The 19,864-nt window shown below is 69.0% G+C and carries 18 protein-coding genes; 9 read left to right on the forward strand and 9 right to left on the reverse strand.

The features are described from left to right. A complete protein-coding gene (locus tag G361_RS0129105) occupies window positions 1-666 on the reverse strand; it encodes a TetR/AcrR family transcriptional regulator (protein ID WP_019930659.1) in 666 nt (221 codons plus the stop codon). A 291-nt stretch (window positions 667-957) separates the two neighbouring features. Between G361_RS0129105 and G361_RS0129110 the strand changes: the two genes are divergently transcribed. Together G361_RS0129110 and G361_RS0129115 are read left to right on the forward strand one after the other, a co-directional pair. After that, the gene (locus tag G361_RS0129110; protein ID WP_019930660.1) at window positions 958-1,227 is read left to right on the forward strand and encodes a hypothetical protein; all 270 of its coding nucleotides are present in this window, start codon (window positions 958-960) and stop codon (window positions 1,225-1,227) included. A gap of 154 nt (window positions 1,228-1,381) precedes the next feature. Continuing rightward, window positions 1,382-2,056 carry a TetR/AcrR family transcriptional regulator gene (locus G361_RS0129115; protein ID WP_026343639.1) on the forward strand — a complete coding sequence of 225 codons (675 nt, stop codon included), beginning with the start codon at window positions 1,382-1,384 and terminating at the stop codon, window positions 2,054-2,056. A 41-nt stretch (window positions 2,057-2,097) separates the two neighbouring features. On the opposite strand, the gene G361_RS45290 is transcribed toward G361_RS0129115, so the two are convergent. From G361_RS45290 to G361_RS0129130, 3 genes are read right to left on the reverse strand one after another with little or no spacing between them, the layout of a single operon-like run. After that, window positions 2,098-2,838: a hypothetical protein gene (locus G361_RS45290; RefSeq protein ID WP_019930662.1), complete on the reverse strand. Its 741-nt coding sequence runs from the start codon at window positions 2,836-2,838 to the stop codon at window positions 2,098-2,100. Window positions 2,839-2,885: 47 nt separating this feature from the next. Then, window positions 2,886-3,680 carry an ABC transporter permease gene (locus G361_RS0129125; protein WP_019930663.1) on the reverse strand — a complete coding sequence of 265 codons (795 nt, stop codon included), beginning with the start codon at window positions 3,678-3,680 and terminating at the stop codon, window positions 2,886-2,888. Continuing rightward, entirely contained in the window at window positions 3,677-4,627 is a 951-nt protein-coding gene (locus tag G361_RS0129130; RefSeq protein ID WP_019930664.1) for an ATP-binding cassette domain-containing protein, read from the reverse strand. Before G361_RS0129130 ends, G361_RS0129125 begins: the two co-directional genes overlap by 4 nt. Window positions 4,628-4,738: 111 nt before the next feature. On the opposite strand from G361_RS0129130, the gene G361_RS0129135 reads away from it, so the two are divergent. The 4 genes from G361_RS0129135 (at window position 4,739) to G361_RS0129150 (ending at window position 8,886) form a co-directional block, all read left to right on the forward strand. Further along, window positions 4,739-5,575 carry a TetR/AcrR family transcriptional regulator C-terminal domain-containing protein gene (locus G361_RS0129135; RefSeq protein ID WP_019930665.1) on the forward strand — a complete coding sequence of 279 codons (837 nt, stop codon included), beginning with the start codon at window positions 4,739-4,741 and terminating at the stop codon, window positions 5,573-5,575. A gap of 438 nt (window positions 5,576-6,013) precedes the next feature. Next, entirely contained in the window at window positions 6,014-6,874 is an 861-nt protein-coding gene (locus G361_RS45295; RefSeq protein WP_019930667.1) for a hypothetical protein, read from the forward strand. A 108-nt stretch (window positions 6,875-6,982) separates the two neighbouring features. After that, a complete protein-coding gene (gene adh, locus G361_RS0129145) occupies window positions 6,983-8,500 on the forward strand; it encodes an aldehyde dehydrogenase (RefSeq protein ID WP_019930668.1) in 1,518 nt (505 codons plus the stop codon). Beyond that, window positions 8,500-8,886, forward strand: coding sequence for a DUF779 domain-containing protein (locus G361_RS0129150; protein WP_019930669.1), 387 nt, complete (start codon window positions 8,500-8,502; stop codon window positions 8,884-8,886). The genes adh and G361_RS0129150 overlap by 1 nt, the downstream gene beginning before the upstream one ends. An 87-nt stretch (window positions 8,887-8,973) precedes the next feature. On the opposite strand, the gene G361_RS0129155 is transcribed toward G361_RS0129150, so the two are convergent. The 5 genes from G361_RS0129155 to G361_RS0129180 form a co-directional block, all read right to left on the reverse strand. Beyond that, on the reverse strand, window positions 8,974-9,876 hold the full coding sequence (locus tag G361_RS0129155) for a nucleotidyl transferase AbiEii/AbiGii toxin family protein (RefSeq protein WP_019930670.1): 903 nt from the start codon (window positions 9,874-9,876) through the stop codon (window positions 8,974-8,976). Beyond that, a complete protein-coding gene (locus G361_RS48680; protein WP_081635630.1) occupies window positions 9,873-10,874 on the reverse strand; it encodes a type IV toxin-antitoxin system AbiEi family antitoxin domain-containing protein in 1,002 nt (333 codons plus the stop codon). The genes G361_RS0129155 and G361_RS48680 overlap by 4 nt, the downstream gene beginning before the upstream one ends. 372 nt (window positions 10,875-11,246) lie before the next feature. Beyond that, entirely contained in the window at window positions 11,247-13,814 is a 2,568-nt protein-coding gene (hrpB, locus tag G361_RS0129170; protein WP_196814657.1) for an ATP-dependent helicase HrpB, read from the reverse strand. A gap of 431 nt (window positions 13,815-14,245) precedes the next feature. Next, on the reverse strand, window positions 14,246-15,016 hold the full coding sequence (locus G361_RS0129175) for an SDR family NAD(P)-dependent oxidoreductase (RefSeq protein ID WP_036495579.1): 771 nt from the start codon (window positions 15,014-15,016) through the stop codon (window positions 14,246-14,248). 2 nt (window positions 15,017-15,018) lie between these two features. Then, on the reverse strand, window positions 15,019-16,563 hold the full coding sequence (locus tag G361_RS0129180) for a class I adenylate-forming enzyme family protein (protein WP_019930675.1): 1,545 nt from the start codon (window positions 16,561-16,563) through the stop codon (window positions 15,019-15,021). 100 nt (window positions 16,564-16,663) lie between these two features. On the opposite strand from G361_RS0129180, the gene G361_RS45305 reads away from it, so the two are divergent. From G361_RS45305 to G361_RS0129195, 3 genes are read left to right on the forward strand one after another with little or no spacing between them, the layout of a single operon-like run. Next, window positions 16,664-17,803: a CaiB/BaiF CoA-transferase family protein gene (locus G361_RS45305; RefSeq protein WP_081635631.1), complete on the forward strand. Its 1,140-nt coding sequence runs from the start codon at window positions 16,664-16,666 to the stop codon at window positions 17,801-17,803. Continuing rightward, window positions 17,800-19,077 (forward strand): acetyl-CoA hydrolase/transferase family protein, encoded by a 1,278-nt coding sequence (locus G361_RS0129190; protein WP_019930677.1) that lies wholly within the window; start codon window positions 17,800-17,802, stop codon window positions 19,075-19,077. The genes G361_RS45305 and G361_RS0129190 overlap by 4 nt, the downstream gene beginning before the upstream one ends. Further along, the gene (locus G361_RS0129195) at window positions 19,077-19,844 is read left to right on the forward strand and encodes an enoyl-CoA hydratase/isomerase family protein (RefSeq protein ID WP_019930678.1); all 768 of its coding nucleotides are present in this window, start codon (window positions 19,077-19,079) and stop codon (window positions 19,842-19,844) included. Before G361_RS0129190 ends, G361_RS0129195 begins: the two co-directional genes overlap by 1 nt. The last annotated feature ends 20 nt before the right edge of the window (window positions 19,845-19,864 follow it).

Consider the following 19,864-nt stretch of genomic DNA (forward strand, 5'->3'; position numbering starts at 1 on the left):
TCAGGCGGGGGGCCCGGACAGCATCGCGGTCACGACGTCGACGAGTTCGGCGTAGACCTGGTCCGGGCTCAGCCGCAGGCCCGAGATGGCCATCAGGTCCTGGGTGCGGTGGACATCGCCGAGCACCTGGAAGGTCAGCGTCATGGCCTGCGCGAGGCGGAAACGCGCGGTGGCGCCGGGCAATTCGGGCAGCGCGGCGGTGAGCAGCGCCATGAACCGCACGGCCTGCTCGGTGAATCCCTCGGCCACCAGCGACAGTGCCGGATGTCCGCTGCCGACGATGCCGGCGATGAACTTGACCCACGCCGCGCCGTCGCCGGTGGCCATCTCCCACACCGGGAGCGCGAATGCCTCGGCCAGCTGCCGGACGGTGATCGGACCGGCCTGTTCCATCTCGTCCAGCAGGGCGGTGCGCCGGGCCGCGACCTCGTCGCTGCGCTGCCGGATCAACACCTCGACCAGCGCTTCCTTGGATCCGAAATGGTAGTGCACCGACGCCACATTGGTGCCCGCGGCGGCCATCACCGCGCGCAGCGAGACACCGTCGATGCCCCGTTCGGCGAACAGTCGTTCCGCCGCCAGCACCAGCCGGCGCTCGGTGGGCATGGCGAGTTCGGCCTCGCTCACCCGCAGGTCACTCCCGTTCGCATCGGTCACCAGGCGCATTCTAATCACGGCCGGGCACTCCGCCGTGCCGAATCTCTATCATGTGATCTAATCAACTGATAGAGGATTCGACCGCCTCGCCGCGCAAGGACGATGGCGAACATGCCGCCAATCGATGGCACGTCAGATGGTGACCATCTGGAAAAGTTCCCCACCGACACCGCTCAACTGCCGTTATTGCCTAAGTTTCCTTGAAACTGGATCTCGCCGATAGATAACGGTACATTGGTCGATGGCATCATTGTGAACGGCTGGTCCGGAATTACCGGCCGTCCGAACTCAGGAGATCCGATGTTCCGCAACACAGCACTGACCAGAACGGCCGCCCGCATCGCGGTGGTCGCGGCCGTCGCCGCGGCGCCGGTCGGCCTCACCGCCGCAGCGGCTTTCGCACAGGGAGTCCCGATCACCCAGCAGCAGCAGGGTGACGAGATCTGGGGCCACCGCGGCCACGACGGCGGCTGGGGCTACCACCCGCCGCGCTGGCACGACGGGCCGCCGGTCTGGAGCGGTCCGGGTTACTACCGCCCGCCGACGGGCAGTGCGTCGGGCAGCTACTAGACCCGACTCGGCCCACACCGTTATTTCGCCCAGCGAATGAGTGTCAACTTCCACATACATCCCATGCGAGAATGCTATTCTCCTATTCGAGAATTAGTACGTAGTCGGAGTGTAAGCTTGCTCTCTCCAACGCTGGCGAAAGGCCGATCACACGGTGGGCACCTTCAGGAAAGAGCCGGTCTGGAAGCAACGCGCGGTGGAGCGGTCCATCCGAACCGCGAAACTTCGTGCTGAGCAACGGGTTCAGGAATGCCTCGAGGCCGCCCGCGCGCTGATCGTCGAAAAGGGCAATACCGATTTCACCGTCCAGGAGGTGGTGGATCGCTCCGGACAGTCGCTACGCACGTTCTACCTGCAGTTCAGTGGTAAACACGAATTGCTGCTCGCGCTGTACGAGGACGCGCTGGCACAACTGTCCGACCAGATCCACGCCGCGGCCGCCGTCCACACCGACCCGCTGCAGCAGCTGCGGGCGGCCTGTCACGAATTGTTCGAGCTGTCCCGGCCGGACGCGGCCCCGATCCGCCCGCTGCTCACCGAGTTCGCCACCCAGCTGCTGGTGACGCATCCGGCCGAGGTGCAGCTCGCGCACACCCCGTTGGTGGCGCTGTTCACCGAACTGATCGAAAAGGTCGGCGCCGCACATCGATTGCGTACCGAGGTCGACGCCGACCGCACCGCCACCCTGATGACGCAGATGGTGCTGTTCCTGGCCCAGTCCATCGGCAGCAACGACGATCTCCCCGGCCGGCCGATCACGGCCGAGGAGGTCTGGACCTTCTGTGCCTTCGGATTCGCCGACGACGGGCCGGCCGCCGGGACGGCGTGATCGGTACCGCCGCACCGGCATCACGCCCGGCCCCGGCCCGGTTACCGGGTCGGGGTCGGCCGTGCGGTGGTCGTCGTGCTGGTGTCGGTATCCGGTGACGAGGAATCCGCACCGGCGCAGGCATATGCGACACCGTGCGTACCGGGATCGGTGCGCTGCAGGCAGCCGACCGGCTGCACACCCGAATCGTTGATCCGCGCACCGGATCCGGCGGACTTGTCGACGCAGGTGAGCCCGTTGCTGTCCATCCGGCAGTCGTAGTCGCCGAAGGTGAGCCGGCTGCCGTAGTCCAGCACCGCGCCGTACCCGTTCACGAACTGACCCGGATCACCGTGCTGGGCGCCGACATTCAGCGCATCGCCGGGATAGTCCAGCCACCCGCCCACCCAGTTGGAATCGGCGCCGACCGTGGCGGGCCGGGCCGGCGGGTCGACCAGTTGCACCAGGCAGCTGAGCCCCTCGGCGTACGGCGACATCTTGGACGAGGTCATGCATTTGATCTTCTGCGACGGACTGGTGAACGCCACATCGTCACCGAGATCGGTGGTGGCGCCGTCGCGGGTGACGGTGTGGAAACCCTTGCGATCCACCGACTGCCCGGCCTGCACCCACGCCGTCATCTCGGGTAGCGTCGCGCCCGGCGAGACGGCCGCGGCCTTGCTCGTGGGGATCGCGGCGGCCGGGGTATCGGCGGCCGGCACCGGGTGACCGTGCAGACCCCCGCAGGAGGTGAGCAACAGGCACAGCGCCCCGATACCGATCGCCGACATTCGCATATTCATGGAACCTGTCTGTACCCGACCGTCATTCGCCGATCAAGCCCCGCTGCTCAATCCCGCGTGCGGTGCCGCAGCAGCGCACCTGCGAGCAGATAGCCGCCGATCGCGATGCCGGCGCACCAGGCCACCGCGAGTACGGCGTCGTGCCAGGTCGGCGTGCCGATCAGCAGGCCCCGGATGGTTTCGGTGATCGGCGTGATCGGCTGATTCGCGGCGAACCAGCGCAACCACACCGGCATGGTGTCCGGCGGCACGAAAGCGCTACTGACATAAGGCAGGAACATGTAGGCGAAGGTGAAGCCGTTGGCCGCCTCCGGATTCGCGGCCAGCAGTCCCAGCGCCGCGGCGAGCCACGACAACGCCAGCACGAACAGCGCCACCAGCCCGAGCACCCCGAGCCAGCGCAGCGGATCGGCGGTGGGCCGGAAACCGATTGCGACGGCGACGAGTACCACCAGCGCGGTGGTGAACAGGTTGCGCAGCACGCTGTCCGCCACATGGCCCACCAGCATCGACGACCGCCGGACCGCCAGGGTGCGGATGCGGTCGATGATGCCGTTGCGCATATCGGTGCAGACGCCGACCGCGGTGGTGCCGGATCCGAATCCGGCGCACAGCAGGATGATTCCGGGCACCACGTAGTCGATGTAGTGCCCGTCGACGCGCATCGCCCCGCCGAAGATGTACACGAACAGCAGCAGGATCATGATCGGCACGGCGAGCGTCATGATCATGGTGTCGGGGCTGCGCAGCGTGTGCCGGAGGTTGCGGCCGGCCATCGTCGTCGCCTCACGGACCGCCCGGACCGCCGCCGGCGGCCGGATCATGGTGGTGGTGTGGGTCATCGGGATTCCTTTCCGGCCGGTGCGCCGGTGAGCGCGAAGAACACGTCGTCGAGATCCGGTGTGTGGATGGTGAGTTCGCCGATCGCGATGGATTCGTCGGCGAAACGGCCCAGCAGCCCGGCGATCTGCCCGGCGCTGCCGTCCGACGGCACGCGCAGCGCCAGTTCACCGGCATCGGTCTCCGCGGCCGGGACCAGCCGGGAAGCGGCGGTCAGACCCGCCGTATCGGTGAAGGTCAGCCGGATGTGCCCGCCCGGCACGAGCTGCTTCAGTTCGGCGGGCGTGCCCTCGGCGACGATCCGCCCGCCGTCGAGCACCGCGATGCGGTCGGCCAGCTGATCGGCCTCCTCCAGGTACTGGGTGGTGAGGAAGATCGTCACGCCGCCCGCGACCAGGTCCCGGATCACGGCCCACAGCTCCCGGCGGCTGCGCGGATCGAGTCCGGTGGTGGGCTCGTCGAGGAACAGGATCCGCGGATCGCCCATCAGGCTCATCGCCAGATCGAGCCGGCGGCGGGTGCCGCCGGACAGCGCACCGGCCCGCTTACCCGCCGCGGCGACCAGGTCGAACCGTTTCAGCAGATTGCCGGTGCGGCGGCTGATCTCGTCGCCGGTCAGATGCAGCAGATTGCCGACCAGCCGCAGATTCTCGGCCGTGGTCAGCACGTCGTCGACCGCGGAGTTCTGGCCGGTGACGCCGATCAGCCGGCGCACCGCGTCCGGCTCGCGCAGCACATCGTGGCCGGCGACGCGGACCTCTCCGCGGTCGGCGGCGCCGAGCGTGGCGAGGATCCGGACCATCGTGGTCTTCCCCGCGCCGTTCGGGCCGAGTAGCGAAAAGACCGTTCCGGCAGGGACATTCACGTCGATCCCGGACAGCACCGGAACACCGCCGAAGGATTTGGCCAGCCCGGTGACGGCGATGGCGGACGTGGGAGGAGGAGCCATGGGACATCCGATCGAGAGAAACTGTGTGCGAGGTACACTCTGTTTATAAGATACACAGTTTTCCGGACCGGGCAAGATGACGTCCAGGAAACGACGACGATCGGAGACCCTGTGGACGAGCCCGGCGAGGTGACACGGCCGGAGTCCGGCGAGGTGACACTGCCGAAGCCCGGCGAGAGGGCGCTGCCGGGGCCCGGCGAGAGGGCAGTGCCGGGGCCCGGCGAGGTGACACTGCCGAAATCGGTGGAGCTGCTCTGGGGGCTCGGCAGTGCGGGCAGCCGCGGCCCGCGGCGCGGCATGAGCCTCGACCAGATCGTCGACGCGGCGATGGCGATCGCCGACGCCGACGGGCTGGCCGGGCTGTCGATGAGCCGGGTCGCCGAACGGCTCGGCTTCACCACCATGTCGCTGTACCGCTACGTCGACAGCAAGGACACCCTCCTGGATCTGCTCTCCGACCGCGTGGTCGGCACGCCGCCGGACATCCCGCCCGGAACCCCGTGGCGGGATGGGCTGCACCGCTGGGCCTGGGCGGAATTCCGTGCGCTACAGGCACATTCGTGGTGGCTGGACATCCCGATCGCCACCCCGCCGATGGGCCCCAACAATATGGCGTGGCTGAACGCCGGCCTCACCGCCGTGGAGGGCACGAACGTCCCCGACCAGCTGAAACTACAACTGGTACTGAACCTCTCGCTGTACGTCATCGGCCGGGCACGGTTCCAGCGCGACACCCGGAACGCTACCGAGATCACCGGCTACCCCGAGATCCTCGCGCGGGTCCTCGATCCGCAACGGTTCCCGGCACTGGTCCGGACGCTGAGCGCCCGCGCCTTCGACGACGACAATGTCGACTGGGCGGACGCCGATTTCGAGTTCTGCCTGGCAAGGCTGCTGGACGGGTACGAACGCTTCATCGAGGACTTCCCCGGCCCGGATCCGGACTGACCACCGAACTCGCCGCAGCCGGATGCACCGGTGGTGCATGATGGTTCGCGAGAGTGTCGTGCGGAAGGGCTCGTCCGATGACGGAGCGGAGCAGCCTGTCGCGGCGGCGGGCCGCGCTGGAACAGGAATGGGCGCGGGTGATTCCCGGGTCGCCGCAGCCGGTGCCCGCGCCCGCCGAATCCGGGGTGCGGCGCGAGGTCGCCCAGTCCTGGCAGCGCTCGATGCGCACCGTCGATCCCGAAACCACATGCGCCCCGGACGATTCCGCCGACATCGGCCCGCGCTGGGCGGCCTCGCCGCTGCACGGTCCGGTCACCGCGCTCACCGGTGCGCTGCACAGCATCGCGCACGACGCGGGCTACATCGCGGCGGTCACCGACGCGGACGGCACCATCCTCTGGTCCTACGGCGGACCGGCCATGCCGCCGCGCCGAACAGGTGAACTTCGCGCCGGGCGGCCGCTGGGACGAGGCGCACATGGGCACCAACGCGCTGTCGCTGGCGCTGCGCACCGGAACGCCGAGCACGGTGTTCTCGGCCGAACATCTGGTGGCCGCGCTGCACGGCTGGGTCTGCTACTGCGCGCCGATCCACGCCCCGGACGGACACCGGCTCGGGGTCCTGGATCTGTCGGCCTCCTGGGACCGCTCGAACCCCTTGGCGATGTCGACGGTGCGAACCCTGGTCAGCGCCATCGAAACCCAGCTGCGCGCCGAGACCGCCGCCACGCCGGTCACCGGCATCCGCCTGCGCTGTCTCGGCGCCGCGGGCCTCACCCGCGCCGGGCGGCCGATCCGGCTACGGCCGCGGCAGCTGGAGATCCTCACGCTGCTCGCGCTGGAACCGGACGGATTCACCCCGCAGCGGCTGCACCACGCCGTCTACGGCGGCCGCCAGGCGGGTTCCAGCACGCTGAAAGCCGATGTCTCCCATCTGCGCCGGGCCACCGGCGGGGAGATCGCCAACCGCGTCTACCGGCTGACCACCCCGCTGGCCTGCGATGCGGTGGAGCTGGTCGCCGCGCTGGCGGCCGGTGACACCGCGACCGCGGTCCGGCTGTATCGCGGACCGCTGCTGCCGGGCTCCGACACGCCCGGCATCGTGGAGTGGCGCGACCATCTCGCGGTCGGCGTGCGCGCCGCGGTACTCGCCGATCCGGATCCGTCGCACGCGTTGCGCTACGGCGAGCGGGTGCCCGACGACATCGCCGTACACGAGCACGCGCTGCAATTGCTGCCGCCCGACGATCCCCGCCGGGCCGTCGCCGTGGCCCGCCGGCACACCGCGCTGCGCCGCTGACGAACCGGCGGTTCCGGTCGCGTCGCCGTGTCGTCAACCTTCCGCCAACCCGCGCTGAGCATAGTGATCCACATCACCGACCGTCTCGACTCAGCGAGGAGCACAGCCATGATCTACGCCAAGCCCGGCGCGGACGGCAGCGTCGTCGATTACCCGTCCCGGTACGACAATTTCATCGGGGGCGAGTGGACCGCGCCGGTCGAGGGCCGCTACTTCGACAATCCGTCCCCGGTCGACGGGGAGACGATCTGCGAGGTCGCCCGCTCGTCGGCCGCCGATATCGACCTGGCGCTGGACGCCGCGCATCGCGCCGCCGACGCCTGGGGCGCGACCCCCGCGGGCGAGCGGGCCAACATCCTCAACCGGATCGCCGATCGGATCGAGGCGAATCTGGAGGCGCTCGCCGTCGCGGAGACCTGGGAGAACGGCAAACCGGTCCGGGAGACCAAGGCGGCCGATCTGCCGCTGGCGGTGGACCATTTCCGCTACTTCGCCGGCGCGGTCCGCGCGCAGGAGGGCGGCATCTCCGAAATCGACGCCGACACCGTCGCTTACCACTTCCAGGAGCCGCTCGGCGTGGTGGGACAGATCATTCCGTGGAACTTCCCGATCCTGATGGCGACCTGGAAGCTGGCGCCGGCGCTGGCCGCCGGAAATGCCGTGGTGCTCAAGCCCGCCGAGCAGACCCCCGCCTCGATCCTGAAGGTGGTGGAGCTGATCGCGGACCTGCTCCCGCCGGGAGTTCTCAACGTGGTCAACGGTTTCGGCGTGGAGGCCGGTAAGCCGCTGGCCTCCAGCCCGAAGGTGGCGAAGGTCGCGTTCACGGGCGAGACCACCACCGGCCGGCTGATCATGCAGTACGCCAGCGAGAACATCATCCCGGTCACCCTGGAGCTGGGTGGTAAGAGCCCCAACATCTTCCTCGAGGATGTCACCGCCGCGGACGACGACTTCCTGGACAAGGCGGTCGAGGGTTTCGTGATGTTCGCGCTGAACCAGGGCGAGGTGTGCACCTGCCCGTCGCGCGCGCTGATCCAGTCCTCGATCTACGACGAGTTCATCGAGCGCTGCATCGCCCGCACCAAGGCGATCGTCGGCGGCGACCCGCTCGACGAGACCACCATGATCGGCGCGCAGGCCAGCAACGACCAGTACGAGAAGATCCTGTCCTACCTCGACATCGGCCGGCAGGAGGGCGCCGAGGTCCTCACCGGCGGCGGCTCCCGCAAGGTCGACCGCTACCCGAACGGCTACTACATCGAGCCGACGATCTTCAAGGGCAGCAACGACATGCGCATCTTCCAGGAGGAGATCTTCGGCCCGGTGGTATCGGTGACCACCTTCGACTCCGTCGACGAGGCCCTGAAACTCGCCAACGAAACCCTCTACGGCCTCGGCGCCGGCGTCTGGACCCGCGATGCCAACACCGCCTACCGCCTCGGCCGCGGCATCAAGGCCGGCCGCGTCTGGACCAACTGCTACCACGCCTACCCCGCCCACGCGGCCTTCGGCGGCTACAAGAAGTCCGGCATCGGCCGCGAGAACCACAAGATGATGCTCGACCACTACCAGCAGACCAAGAACCTGCTGGTGAGCTACTCACCGAAGAAGCTCGGGTTCTTCTGATGCCCACCCGCGTGGATCTCACCGAGGCCGCGGAAACCTTGGTGCACACCCTGATTCGGCAACACGGCCCGGTGATGTTCCACCAGTCCGGCGGCTGCTGCGACGGCAGCGCCCCGATGTGCTACCCGCGCAACGAATTCCGCGTGGGCGCCGCCGACGTCCTCCTGGGCACCGTGAGCGAGGACACCCCCTTCTGGATGAGTGCCGACCAATACGAGTACTGGAAACACACCCACCTCACCGTCGACGTGGTCCCCGGCCGAGGCAGCGGCTTCTCCCTCGAAGCCCCCGAGGGCGTCCGCTTCCTGATCCGCTCCCGACTACTGACGGACGCGGAACTGGGAGAGCTGACGCCCCCACCGACCGGAGCCGAAGTCGTGAGCTGACGGACACCGCCCGGGTGCTCGCGAGAGCATCCGGGCGGCATCGCCTGCGATCGCCGCCGAGCATCCGGATCGGACCAGGACCATGAATTATGTTGTCCAGTAACGACTTTCGGGGTTCCATTCCCCGGCCGTGACAGTGCCGTCGAGCAGCGGGTTCAGGCATTCGCCCACGGACCCGAGCGCCGCCTCGAGGACGTGTAGATCGGTCGGCAACGTCGATGATCGAGCTTCGTTTCGGTAACCGATCGTCCACCCCGGACCGGGCGAGCAGATACTCGACGGCAACGCGACGTTGCCACGACGAGCACGTTCCCGCGCGAAAGCTGCCCTGGTCTTCGCCGCGTCGACGGGATACGCGCGCGTGAGCAGCAGCAGATCGACGAGGTCGTGGTATCTGGTGGAAGGAGTTCCCCCGCCCCGATGCAACTCGTACATCGCTGCGACTTTGTCCGCGATCTGGTCGGCGATGGGGTAAACCGCGAACTTCGGCAGTGGTGCCACATCCGCGATCTCAATGACCGGCCGCGGGACAAGGCGTTCTATATCGCCGATCAGTTCCCGGCCGATCGACAGATCGATAGGGATCGGTTGCGCCAGTCGCATCGCACCGAAGAATGCGGTGGCGTTGAGAGTGGCCCCCTCGGTGTGGCCGGTGAGCCGTGTCTTCAGGGCGATATCGAAGAGGAACGGGTCGATTTTGCTGGTGCCGGCGATCTCCCGCAGTTCGGTCACCGCCTGCTCGAGATCGGCGGTGGTGTGCAGCAGGTCGAGATCTCTGCTGTAGCGGGCGCCCGGAAGACGGATCAGTAATCCGCCGCCGCCCTTCACGATCCATGGCACGGTCGGGTCGGTGAAGATCCGCGCAAGAAAGCGCTGCATGAAGAACTCGCGGTGAAGCTCGGCCACCGGACGGCCCGTCACGTGTGACATGTTCCGGAGCAGTCGAGTCAGCGCGGCCTTGAAGGCCGAGCCGGTCTTGTAGACCGTCACTGTCCCCCTTCGTCTTCTCCGCTTGCTCCGGAACGATCCGCCGGCAATACCTGTGAGGTCGCACCCAATTCGGTCATCAGCTTGCGCACGATGTCGTCGGAGGCGGCGGCTGCGACGTCCGGCAATTTCCGCAGGACCTCGTCGAGCACCGCCCCGCCCACCCGGTCACGCAGATACTTCCACACCTCGGCGGGCAGATCGGCTGCCACTGTGGCGTTCGGGTCATGGGACACAACGGCTGTGGCGCTGGTGTCGACCCGAACTTTGGTGGGTTTGGCCTGCATGTTCCGTAGCACGGCCTCGGCCAGCGCCGGTGAATCCGAGTGAGCGGCCAGGGACAGCACGGACTCCGGCAGGCCGGCCTGCTCGATGAAGTTCCTGATCAGGGTGGAACCGTCGCCGAGTGCGACACCGTAATAGTGGGCGTATGGGCGAAGCGCTTCGGCGAGTTCGGACGCGGTGGTATCACCGCTCAGGATGGCGTCGCGTAGAACCGTCGCCAGGTGACCTCCATCGGTGTGCGCAGCGGCGAGGTCGACCACGGTTCGCGAGGGGCGCGTGACAGGTAGGCCGTCGACGATATGCCACTCGTGGCGGCCGACGGCCCCGACGTGGAAGGAAACATCGAGACTCCGAGTGCTGCGGCGGCGAGGAACGATGAACTCGTGGATGTCCGCGTCGAGGTCGCCCAGATCTTGCAGGTTTGCCGCCGACCGATGGGATACCACGCCGACGGGAACCGGGTCGGCCAGCCGTTCACCAGCGGGCCGGGCCGGCTCCAGCGCCAGCCATTCGGACCGGATCGCAACCTCCGGCGACTCCGCGAGGCCCGCCAGCCGGTAGACGCCGTGTCGAATGCGAACAATCAGAGACCGATCGGCAAGGCGCTTGAGCTGCTGAGCGGATACACCCAGGGTTGCGGCCTGAGCAGCGGTGAGCAGGCCCCACTGCGACTCCGCAAAGCCGGCGAGCTCTAGGAATCGTTCATCACGGACCACCCATCAAAAATATCACTCGATCCTGCAAAGATTCCAAGCTGAGGGGAATTTTTGATGTAACCAGTGTAACTATTGCCGCATATTCGGCAGCCGACAGCCTCTCAGAGGCACGGCGACGATCATGGACCAGCGAGGCCCGCTCGTGACACCCCGGTCCTCGGCCTCATTCCGACGGGCATGTCGATCCACCGTCCGAGCCGCTGCTCGACCGATAGGCACCGCCCGGGTGCTCGCAGGGCATTCGAGGACGGGGGTTCGAAACCTGTTCCGTAGGAGAGGATCCCGGCGACTTATCAGCGCACTCACACAAAACCTGTCGGTGCGCGGCCGGTCTCGGAGTGATCATTGCTGCCCCAAGGGGACTCGTAGCGCTCATCGTTTGGCGTTGCGGGCGGTGCCGCGGTGGGGTGGGACGGTGGTGGGGTCTTCGGGCCAGGCGTGTTTCGGGTAGCGGCCGCGTAGGTCGGCGCGGACCTGGGGCCAGCCGGTGTGCCAGAAGGACTTCAGGTCCGCGGTGACCGCTACCGGGCGCTGGGCCGGGGACAGGAGGTGTAGTACCGGTGCGATGCGGCCGTCGGCCAGGTGTGGGGTCTCGGTCCAGCCGAAGATCTCCTGCACCTTGACTGCGAGGATCGGTGGGTCGGCGGTGTAGTCGAGGCGAATTCGGCTGCCGGAGGGCACTTCCAGGCGTTCGGGGGCCAGTTCGTCGAGGCGGGTGGCTGCGGGCCAGGGCAGTAGGCGGCGCAGTGCGTGGCCGGCGTCGATGCGTGCCAGGTCGGCGCGGCGGCGGGCGGTCGCGAGTTCGGTTGCGAGCCAGGTGTTGTCGTCGGACAGTGTCTCGTCGTCGACCGCGGGCCAGGGTGCGCCGAGGGTGCGGTGCAGGAAGTCCATGCGTTGTCGCAGTGATACCGCGTCGTCCGACCAGCGCAGCAGGGCGAGTCCTTCGGTCCGCAGGCCGGATCGTACGGCGGCCGTCAGCGCCTCGGTGGACGGCTGTCGTAACGGCTTGTCGGACAGGGTGATCGCGCCCAGGCGGGTCACGCGCCGCGCTGTCACGTCACCGTCGGTCCAGTCGACCTCGTCGGTGGTGGTGAGCAGGGCCGGGGCCGCGCGCCGAGCGAGCTCCTCGTCGGCGGCGGCGGCCAGCCGGATCCGGCCCTCGGCCCGCCCGGGATCCCGGTCGGCGACCGCCACCGCGAGCCATTCGGTGTCGCCGAGACCGGATCCGGGCGGGAGGGTCACCGCGGTGCCGACGGCCATCAGATAGCTCGCCGAGCCGGGTGCCCGGCGGCGTGCCAGGCGCTCCGGGTAGGCCAATGCCACGATCAGCGACGGGTCGCCGGGAAGTGGCGCGACCGTGGACCGGGGCCGTGCGGTAGCGGCCCGATCGTCGTGTGGCGGTGAATCCTTCGGTGGGACTGTGGAACTCGCCTGTGCATGTGCTTCGGGGAGCGGCGCGTCGTCCGGCGGGGGCCGTCCGGGCTCGGCCCGGTCGAGCAGTCGGGCCAGTCGTTGCGCCTCGCGGCGCCAGCGGTCGGGACGATCGGCGCGCAGGGTGCGCAGGCCGGCGACCAGATCGGTGCCGGGCAGCAGGGTGTCGTCATCGAGGACGGCGACGACCTCGGCCGCGGCGCGAGCTCCCATCTCGGCGGCGCCGTCCAGCAGTGCGCGCGCGTGCCGGGGATGCAGTCCCAATGCGGCCATGCGCCTGCCGCGAGTGGTGACCTCGCCGCCCTCCAGTGCGCCGAGTGCGGTGAGGACCTCGCGGCCCGCGGTCAGCGCGCCGGTCGGCGGTGGGTCCCACCAGGCCAGGCCGCTGCCGTCGGGGGTGCCCCAGCAGGCGAGTTCCAGTGCGAGCCTGGTCAGATCGGCGGTGCGGATCTCCGGTTCCGGATAGGCGGGCAGGGTCGCGTGCTCGTTCTCCGGCCAGCATCGCCAGGCCCGGCCGGGTCCCTCGCGACCGGCGCGGCCGGCGCGCTGTTCGGCGACGGCGGCCGAAACCCGTACTGTCGCAAGGCCTGTCAGGCCGCGTCGGTGGTCGACTCGTGGTACCCGGGCCAGGCCGCCGTCCACAACGATCCGGACACCGGGCACGGTGAGGCTGGATTCGGCGACCGCGGTGGACAGGATCACACGACGCCGCGGTCCCGCACGCAGCGCGGTGTCCTGTGCCGATGCGGGCAGGCGGCCGTGCAGCGGGAGGACGTCGATCTCGCCGATGCCGCCCAACAGCGCTGCGACTCTGCGGATTTCGCCTGCTCCCGGGAGGAAGACGAGGACATCGCCGGCGGATTCGGCGAGTGCGGTGCGGGTGGCTCGCGCCACCCGCGCCTCGAATCGCTCGCGGGGCAGCGCGGGGGTGTAGGCGAGCTCCACCGGGTAGGTGCGCGCGTGCGCCTCGACGACGGGGGCGGGGTCCGGGCCGCCGAGCAGCGCCGCCAAGCGGTCCGCCGCCACGGTCGCGGAGGTCGCGAGCACGCGCAGGTCCGGCCGTAGTCCGCCGCGGGCGTCGAGCAGCAGCGCCAGCAGCAGGTCTGCGTCGAGATGCCGCTCGTGGCATTCGTCGAGCATCACCACGTCCACGCCCGCCAGTTCCGGGTCGCCCTGCAGACGCCGGACGAGCAGCCCGGAGGTGACCACCTCGATCCGGGTGCGCGGCCCGACCCGGCGATCACCGCGCACCGAATAGCCGACCGTCTCACCCACCTGCTCGCCGAGCAGCGACGCCATCCGCGCGGCCGCCGCCCGAGCCGCCAGCCGCCGGGGCTCGGCGACCACGACCTTCCCTTCGGTCCGCGCGGCGAGCGCCAGCGGCACCAGCGTCGTCTTACCGGTGCCCGGCGGCGCGACCAGTACCGCGGCACCCGCGCCGGTCAGCGCCGACGCCACATCGCCGAGCACCTCCCGCACGGGAAGGTCGGGTAATTCGGGCAGCCTCACAGCCGACCAGTCTGCCGAACGCGCCGCTGAGGTGTGACGTCGGCTCGAGCTTCACCCTGCGCGTCGTCGGCGTGGGCCCGGACGATGCGTGTCGAACCTTTGCTGGCGATGGTCATGGAAGGCGAACCATGAGTGCACAGACGCAGGAAACACTGCGCGCCGTCGAGGTGGAACGGTCACCCGAGCAGGTGGAGGCACGTCGCCGTCGAGCCGAGAAGATCCCCGGGCGAAGGCTTCCGTCACGCACGACCCCGTTCCGGTGAGCGGGGCCGGTAACCGGGGCACCACACCGCACGGACCGAAGCTCCGGCTGGAAGCCCTGTGTCATGACACGAAACCCCCTGCCGCGGTGCTTACTTCGCGCCGCGTCGGTACGCTGCCGCGCTACGCAGTAGCGCGGGTACGGCTACCGGAGGCCACTCGGGCAGGGGTTATCGTGCCGTCCAGCCGCCGTCGACCACGATGGTCTGGCCCGTGACGTAGCGGGCGGCGTCGCCCGCGAGCCAGGAGATCGCGCCGATCAGGTCGTCGGCGGTGCCCTCGGTCGGCAGCGGGGTGTTGCGGCGCAGGTAGGCGCCGCCGCGTTCGCTGTCGTAGAGGGCGTCGGTGATCTCACTGCGGAAGAAGCCGGGGGCGACCGTGTTCACGCGGATCGAGTGGCGGGCCCATTGCACGGCCAGTTCGGCGGTCAGGCCGGAGAGGCCCAATTTGCTTGCGGCATAGGATGCTTGGGGAATGCCGGGGACGCCGACCCGGCCGCTGATCGACGAGACGTTGACGATGCTGCCGCGGCCGGTGGTACACATGTGCGGGAAGACCGCCTGGGACAACAGGAACGGCGCCACCAGGTTCAGGTCGATGGTGGCGCGAATGTCGGCCAGTTGCTCGGATTCGGCGCGGTCCTCGGAGAACCGGTTGCCGGCCGCGTTCACCAGAATCTCAGGGGGGCCGAGGGTTTCGGCGACCTCGGGGACGACCGCGGCGACCGCGCCCGGGTCCGACAGATCGCAGGCGATGGCGAGGCCGTCGATCCGCTCCGCGAGTTCGGCCAGCCGGTCCTTGCGGCGCGCGACCACGGCGACCCGCGCGCCGAGTTCGGCCAGTGCGGTGGCGGTCGCGGCGCCGAGGCCGGAGGATCCGCCGGTCACGATCGCGACGCGGCCGTTCAGAGCGAACAGGTCCGTGACACTGCGAGACGGCATGGTCACTCCCCGGCGTTCTCGGTGAGGCGGTGGGCGGCGACGAATTCCGGGAGCCCGGGGCGCACCACCTTGCCCATCGCGTTCACCGGCAGATCCGGCACCCGTGACCACAGCTCGGGGACCTTGTAGCCCGCCAGCTCCCGGCGGCACGACTCGGCCAGTGCGGTGAAATCGACTGCGGTTCCGGCCGTTTCGACGACGGCGGCGACCCGCTGGCCGAGCCGGTCGTCCGGGATGCCGTAGACGGCGGCCTTCGCCACGCCGGGATGGGCGGTCAGGATCCGTTCCACCTCCAGCGGATACACGTTCGCGCCGCCCCGGATGATGACCAGCTTCTTGCGGTCCAGGACCGCGAGCCAGCCCTCGTCGTCGACGGTGCCGATATCGCCGGTCTGGGTCGGATCGGCGTCGACGGGCTGTACGCCACCGTCGGCCCAGTAGCCGAGCATCGGCCGCCACAGATTCGCGTACGGGCCGGAAGTCGTTGCGGTGATGCGCAATTCGCCCAGTTCGCCGGGGGCCAGCCGGTGGCCGGCGTCGTCGTACGCGGCGACGTCCAGGTGCGGCAGCACCTGACCGCCGGTGCCGGGCTGCCAGCGTTCGCCCGCCGGATCGATCGCGACCACCGTCGGCGCCTCGGTCAGGCCGTAGGTGGCGCGCGGGGTCAGGCCGTGTGCCGCGGCGAAATTCCGGCGCAGCGCGTCGGAGGTGTCGGCGCCGCCGCTCCACACCTCGCGCAGTGAGCTCAGGTCGAGTTGCGGACGCTGCGCGAGGTCGTACACCTGCGCGGGGGCGCCGTTCCACACCGTCACGCGCCGGCCGGTGATCCACTCGGCGACCCCGTCGACGTCGCGGCGGTTCATGATCACCGCGCAGCCGCCGGCCTGGGCGGTCAGCAGCGTGGACAGCACGACGAGGTTGAGGATGGTGAGCGGGAAGCTGTCGCCCTTGCGCAGATCCGGCCCGTAGCCGCGGGTGGCGACCAGGACCGCACCCGGCAGCAGCATGTTGCGCTGACTGTGCACCACGGCCTTCGGCGCACCGGAAGTGCCACTGGTGAAAGCGATTCCGGCGGGGGCATCGAGATCCACGGTGACGGCCGGCGCGGCGGCAGCCGTGTCCAACAGGCCCAGCCAGCGGTCGAGGCTCACGACGGTGGGCCCGGTCAGCAGGCAACGCGGACCGCCGAGGACCACGGTGGGTTCGATCGTGTCGTGCAGTTGCTGTTGTTCACCCACCGCGAGCGCCTCGCCGATCCCGGCCCACACCGCGCCGATGCGCTGCGAGCCGTGGAATGCGGCGACGATGTCGAGGTCGTTGGGCAGGCAGGCCGCCACCCGGTCGCCGGGGCGCACCCCGAGCTCCCACAGCGCGCCCGCGGCCCGTCCGGCCCGTTCGTCCAGTTCGGCGTACGACCAGACGCCCGAGGCCGCCTCGATCGCGGGGGCATCGGGTTGCCGCGCGAGGGCGGTGTCCAGCACGGCGGCGATCGACGCGGGGAGGGCGATGCCCTGGCCCGGCACGCCCGGATCGGTGAAGCTCTCCACGGCAACCTTGATATCACTATCCTTACAAAGATTCACTGTTTTGATCTATCCTTTCAAAGATTCATTGGATAGGAGGCAGTGACATGAGGGGCTGGCGCGAATGACACATGGTCCACTGTCCGGAGTGCGGGTCGTCGACCTCACCGCCATGGTGATGGGCCCGTACTGCACCCAGATCATGGCCGATATGGGGGCCGATGTGGTCAAGATCGAGCCCCCCGCCGGCGACAACACCCGCTACATCTCGGTCGGCCCGGAGCCCGGTCTCGGCGGCGTCTTCGTCAACGTGAACCGCGGCAAGCGCAGCGTGGTGCTCGACCTGCGATCGGCCGCCGGCAAGGAGGCGTTGCGCGGGCTGATCGCCGACGCGGACGTGTTCATCCATTCCATGCGCGCCAAGGCGGTCGCCGATCTGGGCTTCGACTATCCGGCGGTGGCGGCGATCAATCCCGCTGTCGTGTACACGAATTGCTACGGCTACGGCCGCCGCGGGCCGGACGCGAACCGCACCGCCTACGACGACACCATCCAGGCCGAGAGCGGATTGCCGTACGTCCAACAGCAATTGACCGGGCAGACCAGTTACGCCGGCACCATTCTCGCCGACAAGGTGGCCGGGCTGACCGCCCTCTACGCCACCATGATGGCGCTGTTCCACCGTGAACGCACCGGTGAGGGACAGGAAGTCGAGATCGCGATGTTCGAGACCATGGCCTCGTTCATGCTCGTCGAACACGCCAACGGGGCGATGTTCACCCCGCCGCTGGCGCCGGCCGGATATCCGCGCGCGCTGGCGCCGAACCGGAAGCCGTACGCCACCAAGGACGGTCACATCGGCGCGCTGGTCTACAACGACAAGCAGTGGACGGCGTTCGTGGAGGCGGTGAAGCCCGCGTGGGCCGGTCCGCAGTTCGCGACCCTGGCGCAGCGGGCCAAGCAGATCGACACCGTGTACGCGCTGCTGGGTGAGACGTTCGCCGAGCGCACCACTCAGCAATGGCTGGATCTGTTGCGATCGCTGGACATTCCCGCGGCGCCGGTACGCAGCCTGGACGATCTGTTCGAGGATCCGCACCTGAACGCCGTCGGCTTCTTCGAAACCGTCGACACCCCACAGGGTCCCGTGCGGTTCCCCGGCCCGCCGACCTGGTTCTCCCGCACTCCCGGCCATGTGGCCGGGCCGGCGCCGCGGCTCGGTGAGCACACCGACGACCTCGCCGACGGCTGGGGACCGCGATGAGCACCCCGACCGTACTGCCCGAAACCGCCGTGGAATTGGCGCATTTCGTGCGACCGGGCGATCGCATCGTGGTCGGGCAGGCGTGCGGGGAGCCGACCACCCTGCTGGAGGCGCTGATCGCGCAGGGCCGCGACATCGGCGGGCTGTCGGTTTTCGTGGCGACCAGTTTCTCCGGCATCTTCACCCCGTCCGCCACCGACAGTTTCGCGCTGTCGAGCATGGGTGCGATCGGCACCCTGCGCACACTGGCGAAGGAACATCGGCTCGCGGTGGTGCCCTGTCACGTCAGCCGGGTCGGGCCCATGATCGAGGCCGGAATCCTCGGCTGCGAAGTGGCTTTCGTACAGGTGAGCCCCGCCGACGCGGACGGCAACCACAGCCTCGGCCTGATCAGCGATCACGTCCTGGCGGCGGTCGCATCCGCGCGGGTGGTGGTGGCGGAGGTCAACGATCAGGTGCCGTTCACCCTCGGCGAGCGCCTGCCCGCCGCGCGAATCGACTACGCGGTACATGTCTCGCGGCCGCCGGTCGAGGTGCCGCCGGCCCGGATCAGCGAAACCGACACGGCCATCGCGACATTCGCCGCCGCCTACATCGAGGACGGCGCGGTCGTGCAGACCGGCGTCGGTGCGGTGCCGGACGCGCTGCTGCGGCAGTTGCACGACCGGCGCAATCTCGGTGTGCACTCCGGCATGATCGGTGACGGCCTGGTCGATCTGGCCGAGGCCGGCGTGGTGACCAACGCGTGCAAGCGGATCGACGCCGGCGTCTCGATCACCGGTGCCCTGATCGGCACCCGCCGCCTGTACGACTTCGCCCACCGCAATCCCGAAATCCGCATGTGCACCACGGATTACACGCACAACCCGGCGGTGCTGGCCCAGCTGGACAATCTGGTGACCCTGAATTCGGCGATGGAGGTCGACCTCACCGGGCAGGTGAACGCCGAACAGAGCGGGTCCGCGTATCTCGGTGGCACCGGCGGGCAGGTCGACTTCGTCCGCGCCGGAGCGAATTCCCCCGGCGGCCATGCCGTCATCGCGCTACCGGCGACGGCGAAGGGCGGCACGATCAGCCGGATCACCGCGACCCTGTCCGGACCGGTGACCACCGCCCGCAGCGATGTCGACATCGTCGTCACCGAATTCGGCGCCGCCGAACTGCGCGGGCAGAATCTCGCCGAGCGCACCCGCCGGCTGATCGCGATCGCGCACCCCGACTTCCGGGAGGATCTGGATCGGGCCGCTCACACGATCCAGCAGAGAGGTTTCTGATGACCGACGCTGTCGTCTACGACGCGCGCCCCGACGGCATCGCCGTGATCACCTTGAACCGGCCCGAAACGCGCAACTGTCTGTCGAAGGATGTGCGCGAGGGCCTGTTCGAAGCCTGGGACCGTTTCGAACACGATCCCGACGCGCGGGTGGCGATCCTCACCGGCGCCGGCGAGAAGGCGTTCTGCGCCGGTGGCGACCTGAAGGAAATGGTGGAGACCGGGATGCGGGTGCCCCCTCGCGACATGTTCCCGCTGCCCTACGACACCATCGAGCTGTCCAAGCCGACCATCGCGGCGGTGAACGGCGTCGCCTTCGCGGGTGGCTGGATGATCGCGCAGGCCTGCGATCTGTGCGTGGCCAGCAGTACCGCGAGATTCGCGATCACCGAGGTGAAGGTGGGCCGTAGTTCGCCGTGGGCCTCGCCGCTGATCCACATGATCCCGCAACGGATCATGATGGAGATCCTGCTGACCGGGAAGCCGATCACCGCGCAGCGCGCCTACGAGATCGGCCTGGTCAACCGGATCGCCGAACCCGAGGATCTGCTGCCCGTCGCCTTGGAGCTGGCCACCGACGTGCTCGCGGGAGCGCCGCTGTCGGTGCGCGCGGCTCGCGAAACCGTCATGCTCGCAACGGAAATGGGTCGCTCCGCCGCCCTGCAGGCCGCGCGGCACGCCGCCGAGTACTGCTACACCAGCGACGACGCGCAGGAGGGTCCGCGGGCCTTCGCCGAGAAGCGCTCACCGCGCTGGACCGGTCGCTGATCCAAAGCTCGAATCGGTTA

Source organism: Nocardia sp. BMG111209, assembly GCF_000381925.1.
GTDB lineage: Bacteria > Actinomycetota > Actinomycetes > Mycobacteriales > Mycobacteriaceae > Nocardia.

Excerpts from the sequence above, each read along its gene's own strand:
- G361_RS0129105 (WP_019930659.1), bottom strand. The coding sequence starts at position 666 with ATGCGCCTGGTGACCGATGCGAACGGGAGTGACCTGCGGGTGAGCGAG.
- G361_RS0129110 (WP_019930660.1), top strand. The coding sequence starts at position 958 with ATGTTCCGCAACACAGCACTGACCAGAACGGCCGCCCGCATCGCGGTG.
- G361_RS45290 (WP_019930662.1), bottom strand. The coding sequence starts at position 2,838 with ATGAATATGCGAATGTCGGCGATCGGTATCGGGGCGCTGTGCCTGTTG.
- G361_RS0129125 (WP_019930663.1), bottom strand. The coding sequence starts at position 3,680 with ATGACCCACACCACCACCATGATCCGGCCGCCGGCGGCGGTCCGGGCG.
- G361_RS0129130 (WP_019930664.1), bottom strand. The coding sequence starts at position 4,627 with ATGGCTCCTCCTCCCACGTCCGCCATCGCCGTCACCGGGCTGGCCAAA.
- adh (WP_019930668.1), top strand. The coding sequence starts at position 6,983 with ATGATCTACGCCAAGCCCGGCGCGGACGGCAGCGTCGTCGATTACCCG.
- G361_RS0129150 (WP_019930669.1), top strand. The coding sequence starts at position 8,500 with ATGCCCACCCGCGTGGATCTCACCGAGGCCGCGGAAACCTTGGTGCAC.
- G361_RS0129175 (WP_036495579.1), bottom strand. The coding sequence starts at position 15,016 with ATGCCGTCTCGCAGTGTCACGGACCTGTTCGCTCTGAACGGCCGCGTC.
- G361_RS45305 (WP_081635631.1), top strand. The coding sequence starts at position 16,664 with ATGACACATGGTCCACTGTCCGGAGTGCGGGTCGTCGACCTCACCGCC.
- G361_RS0129190 (WP_019930677.1), top strand. The coding sequence starts at position 17,800 with ATGAGCACCCCGACCGTACTGCCCGAAACCGCCGTGGAATTGGCGCAT.
- G361_RS0129195 (WP_019930678.1), top strand. The coding sequence starts at position 19,077 with ATGACCGACGCTGTCGTCTACGACGCGCGCCCCGACGGCATCGCCGTG.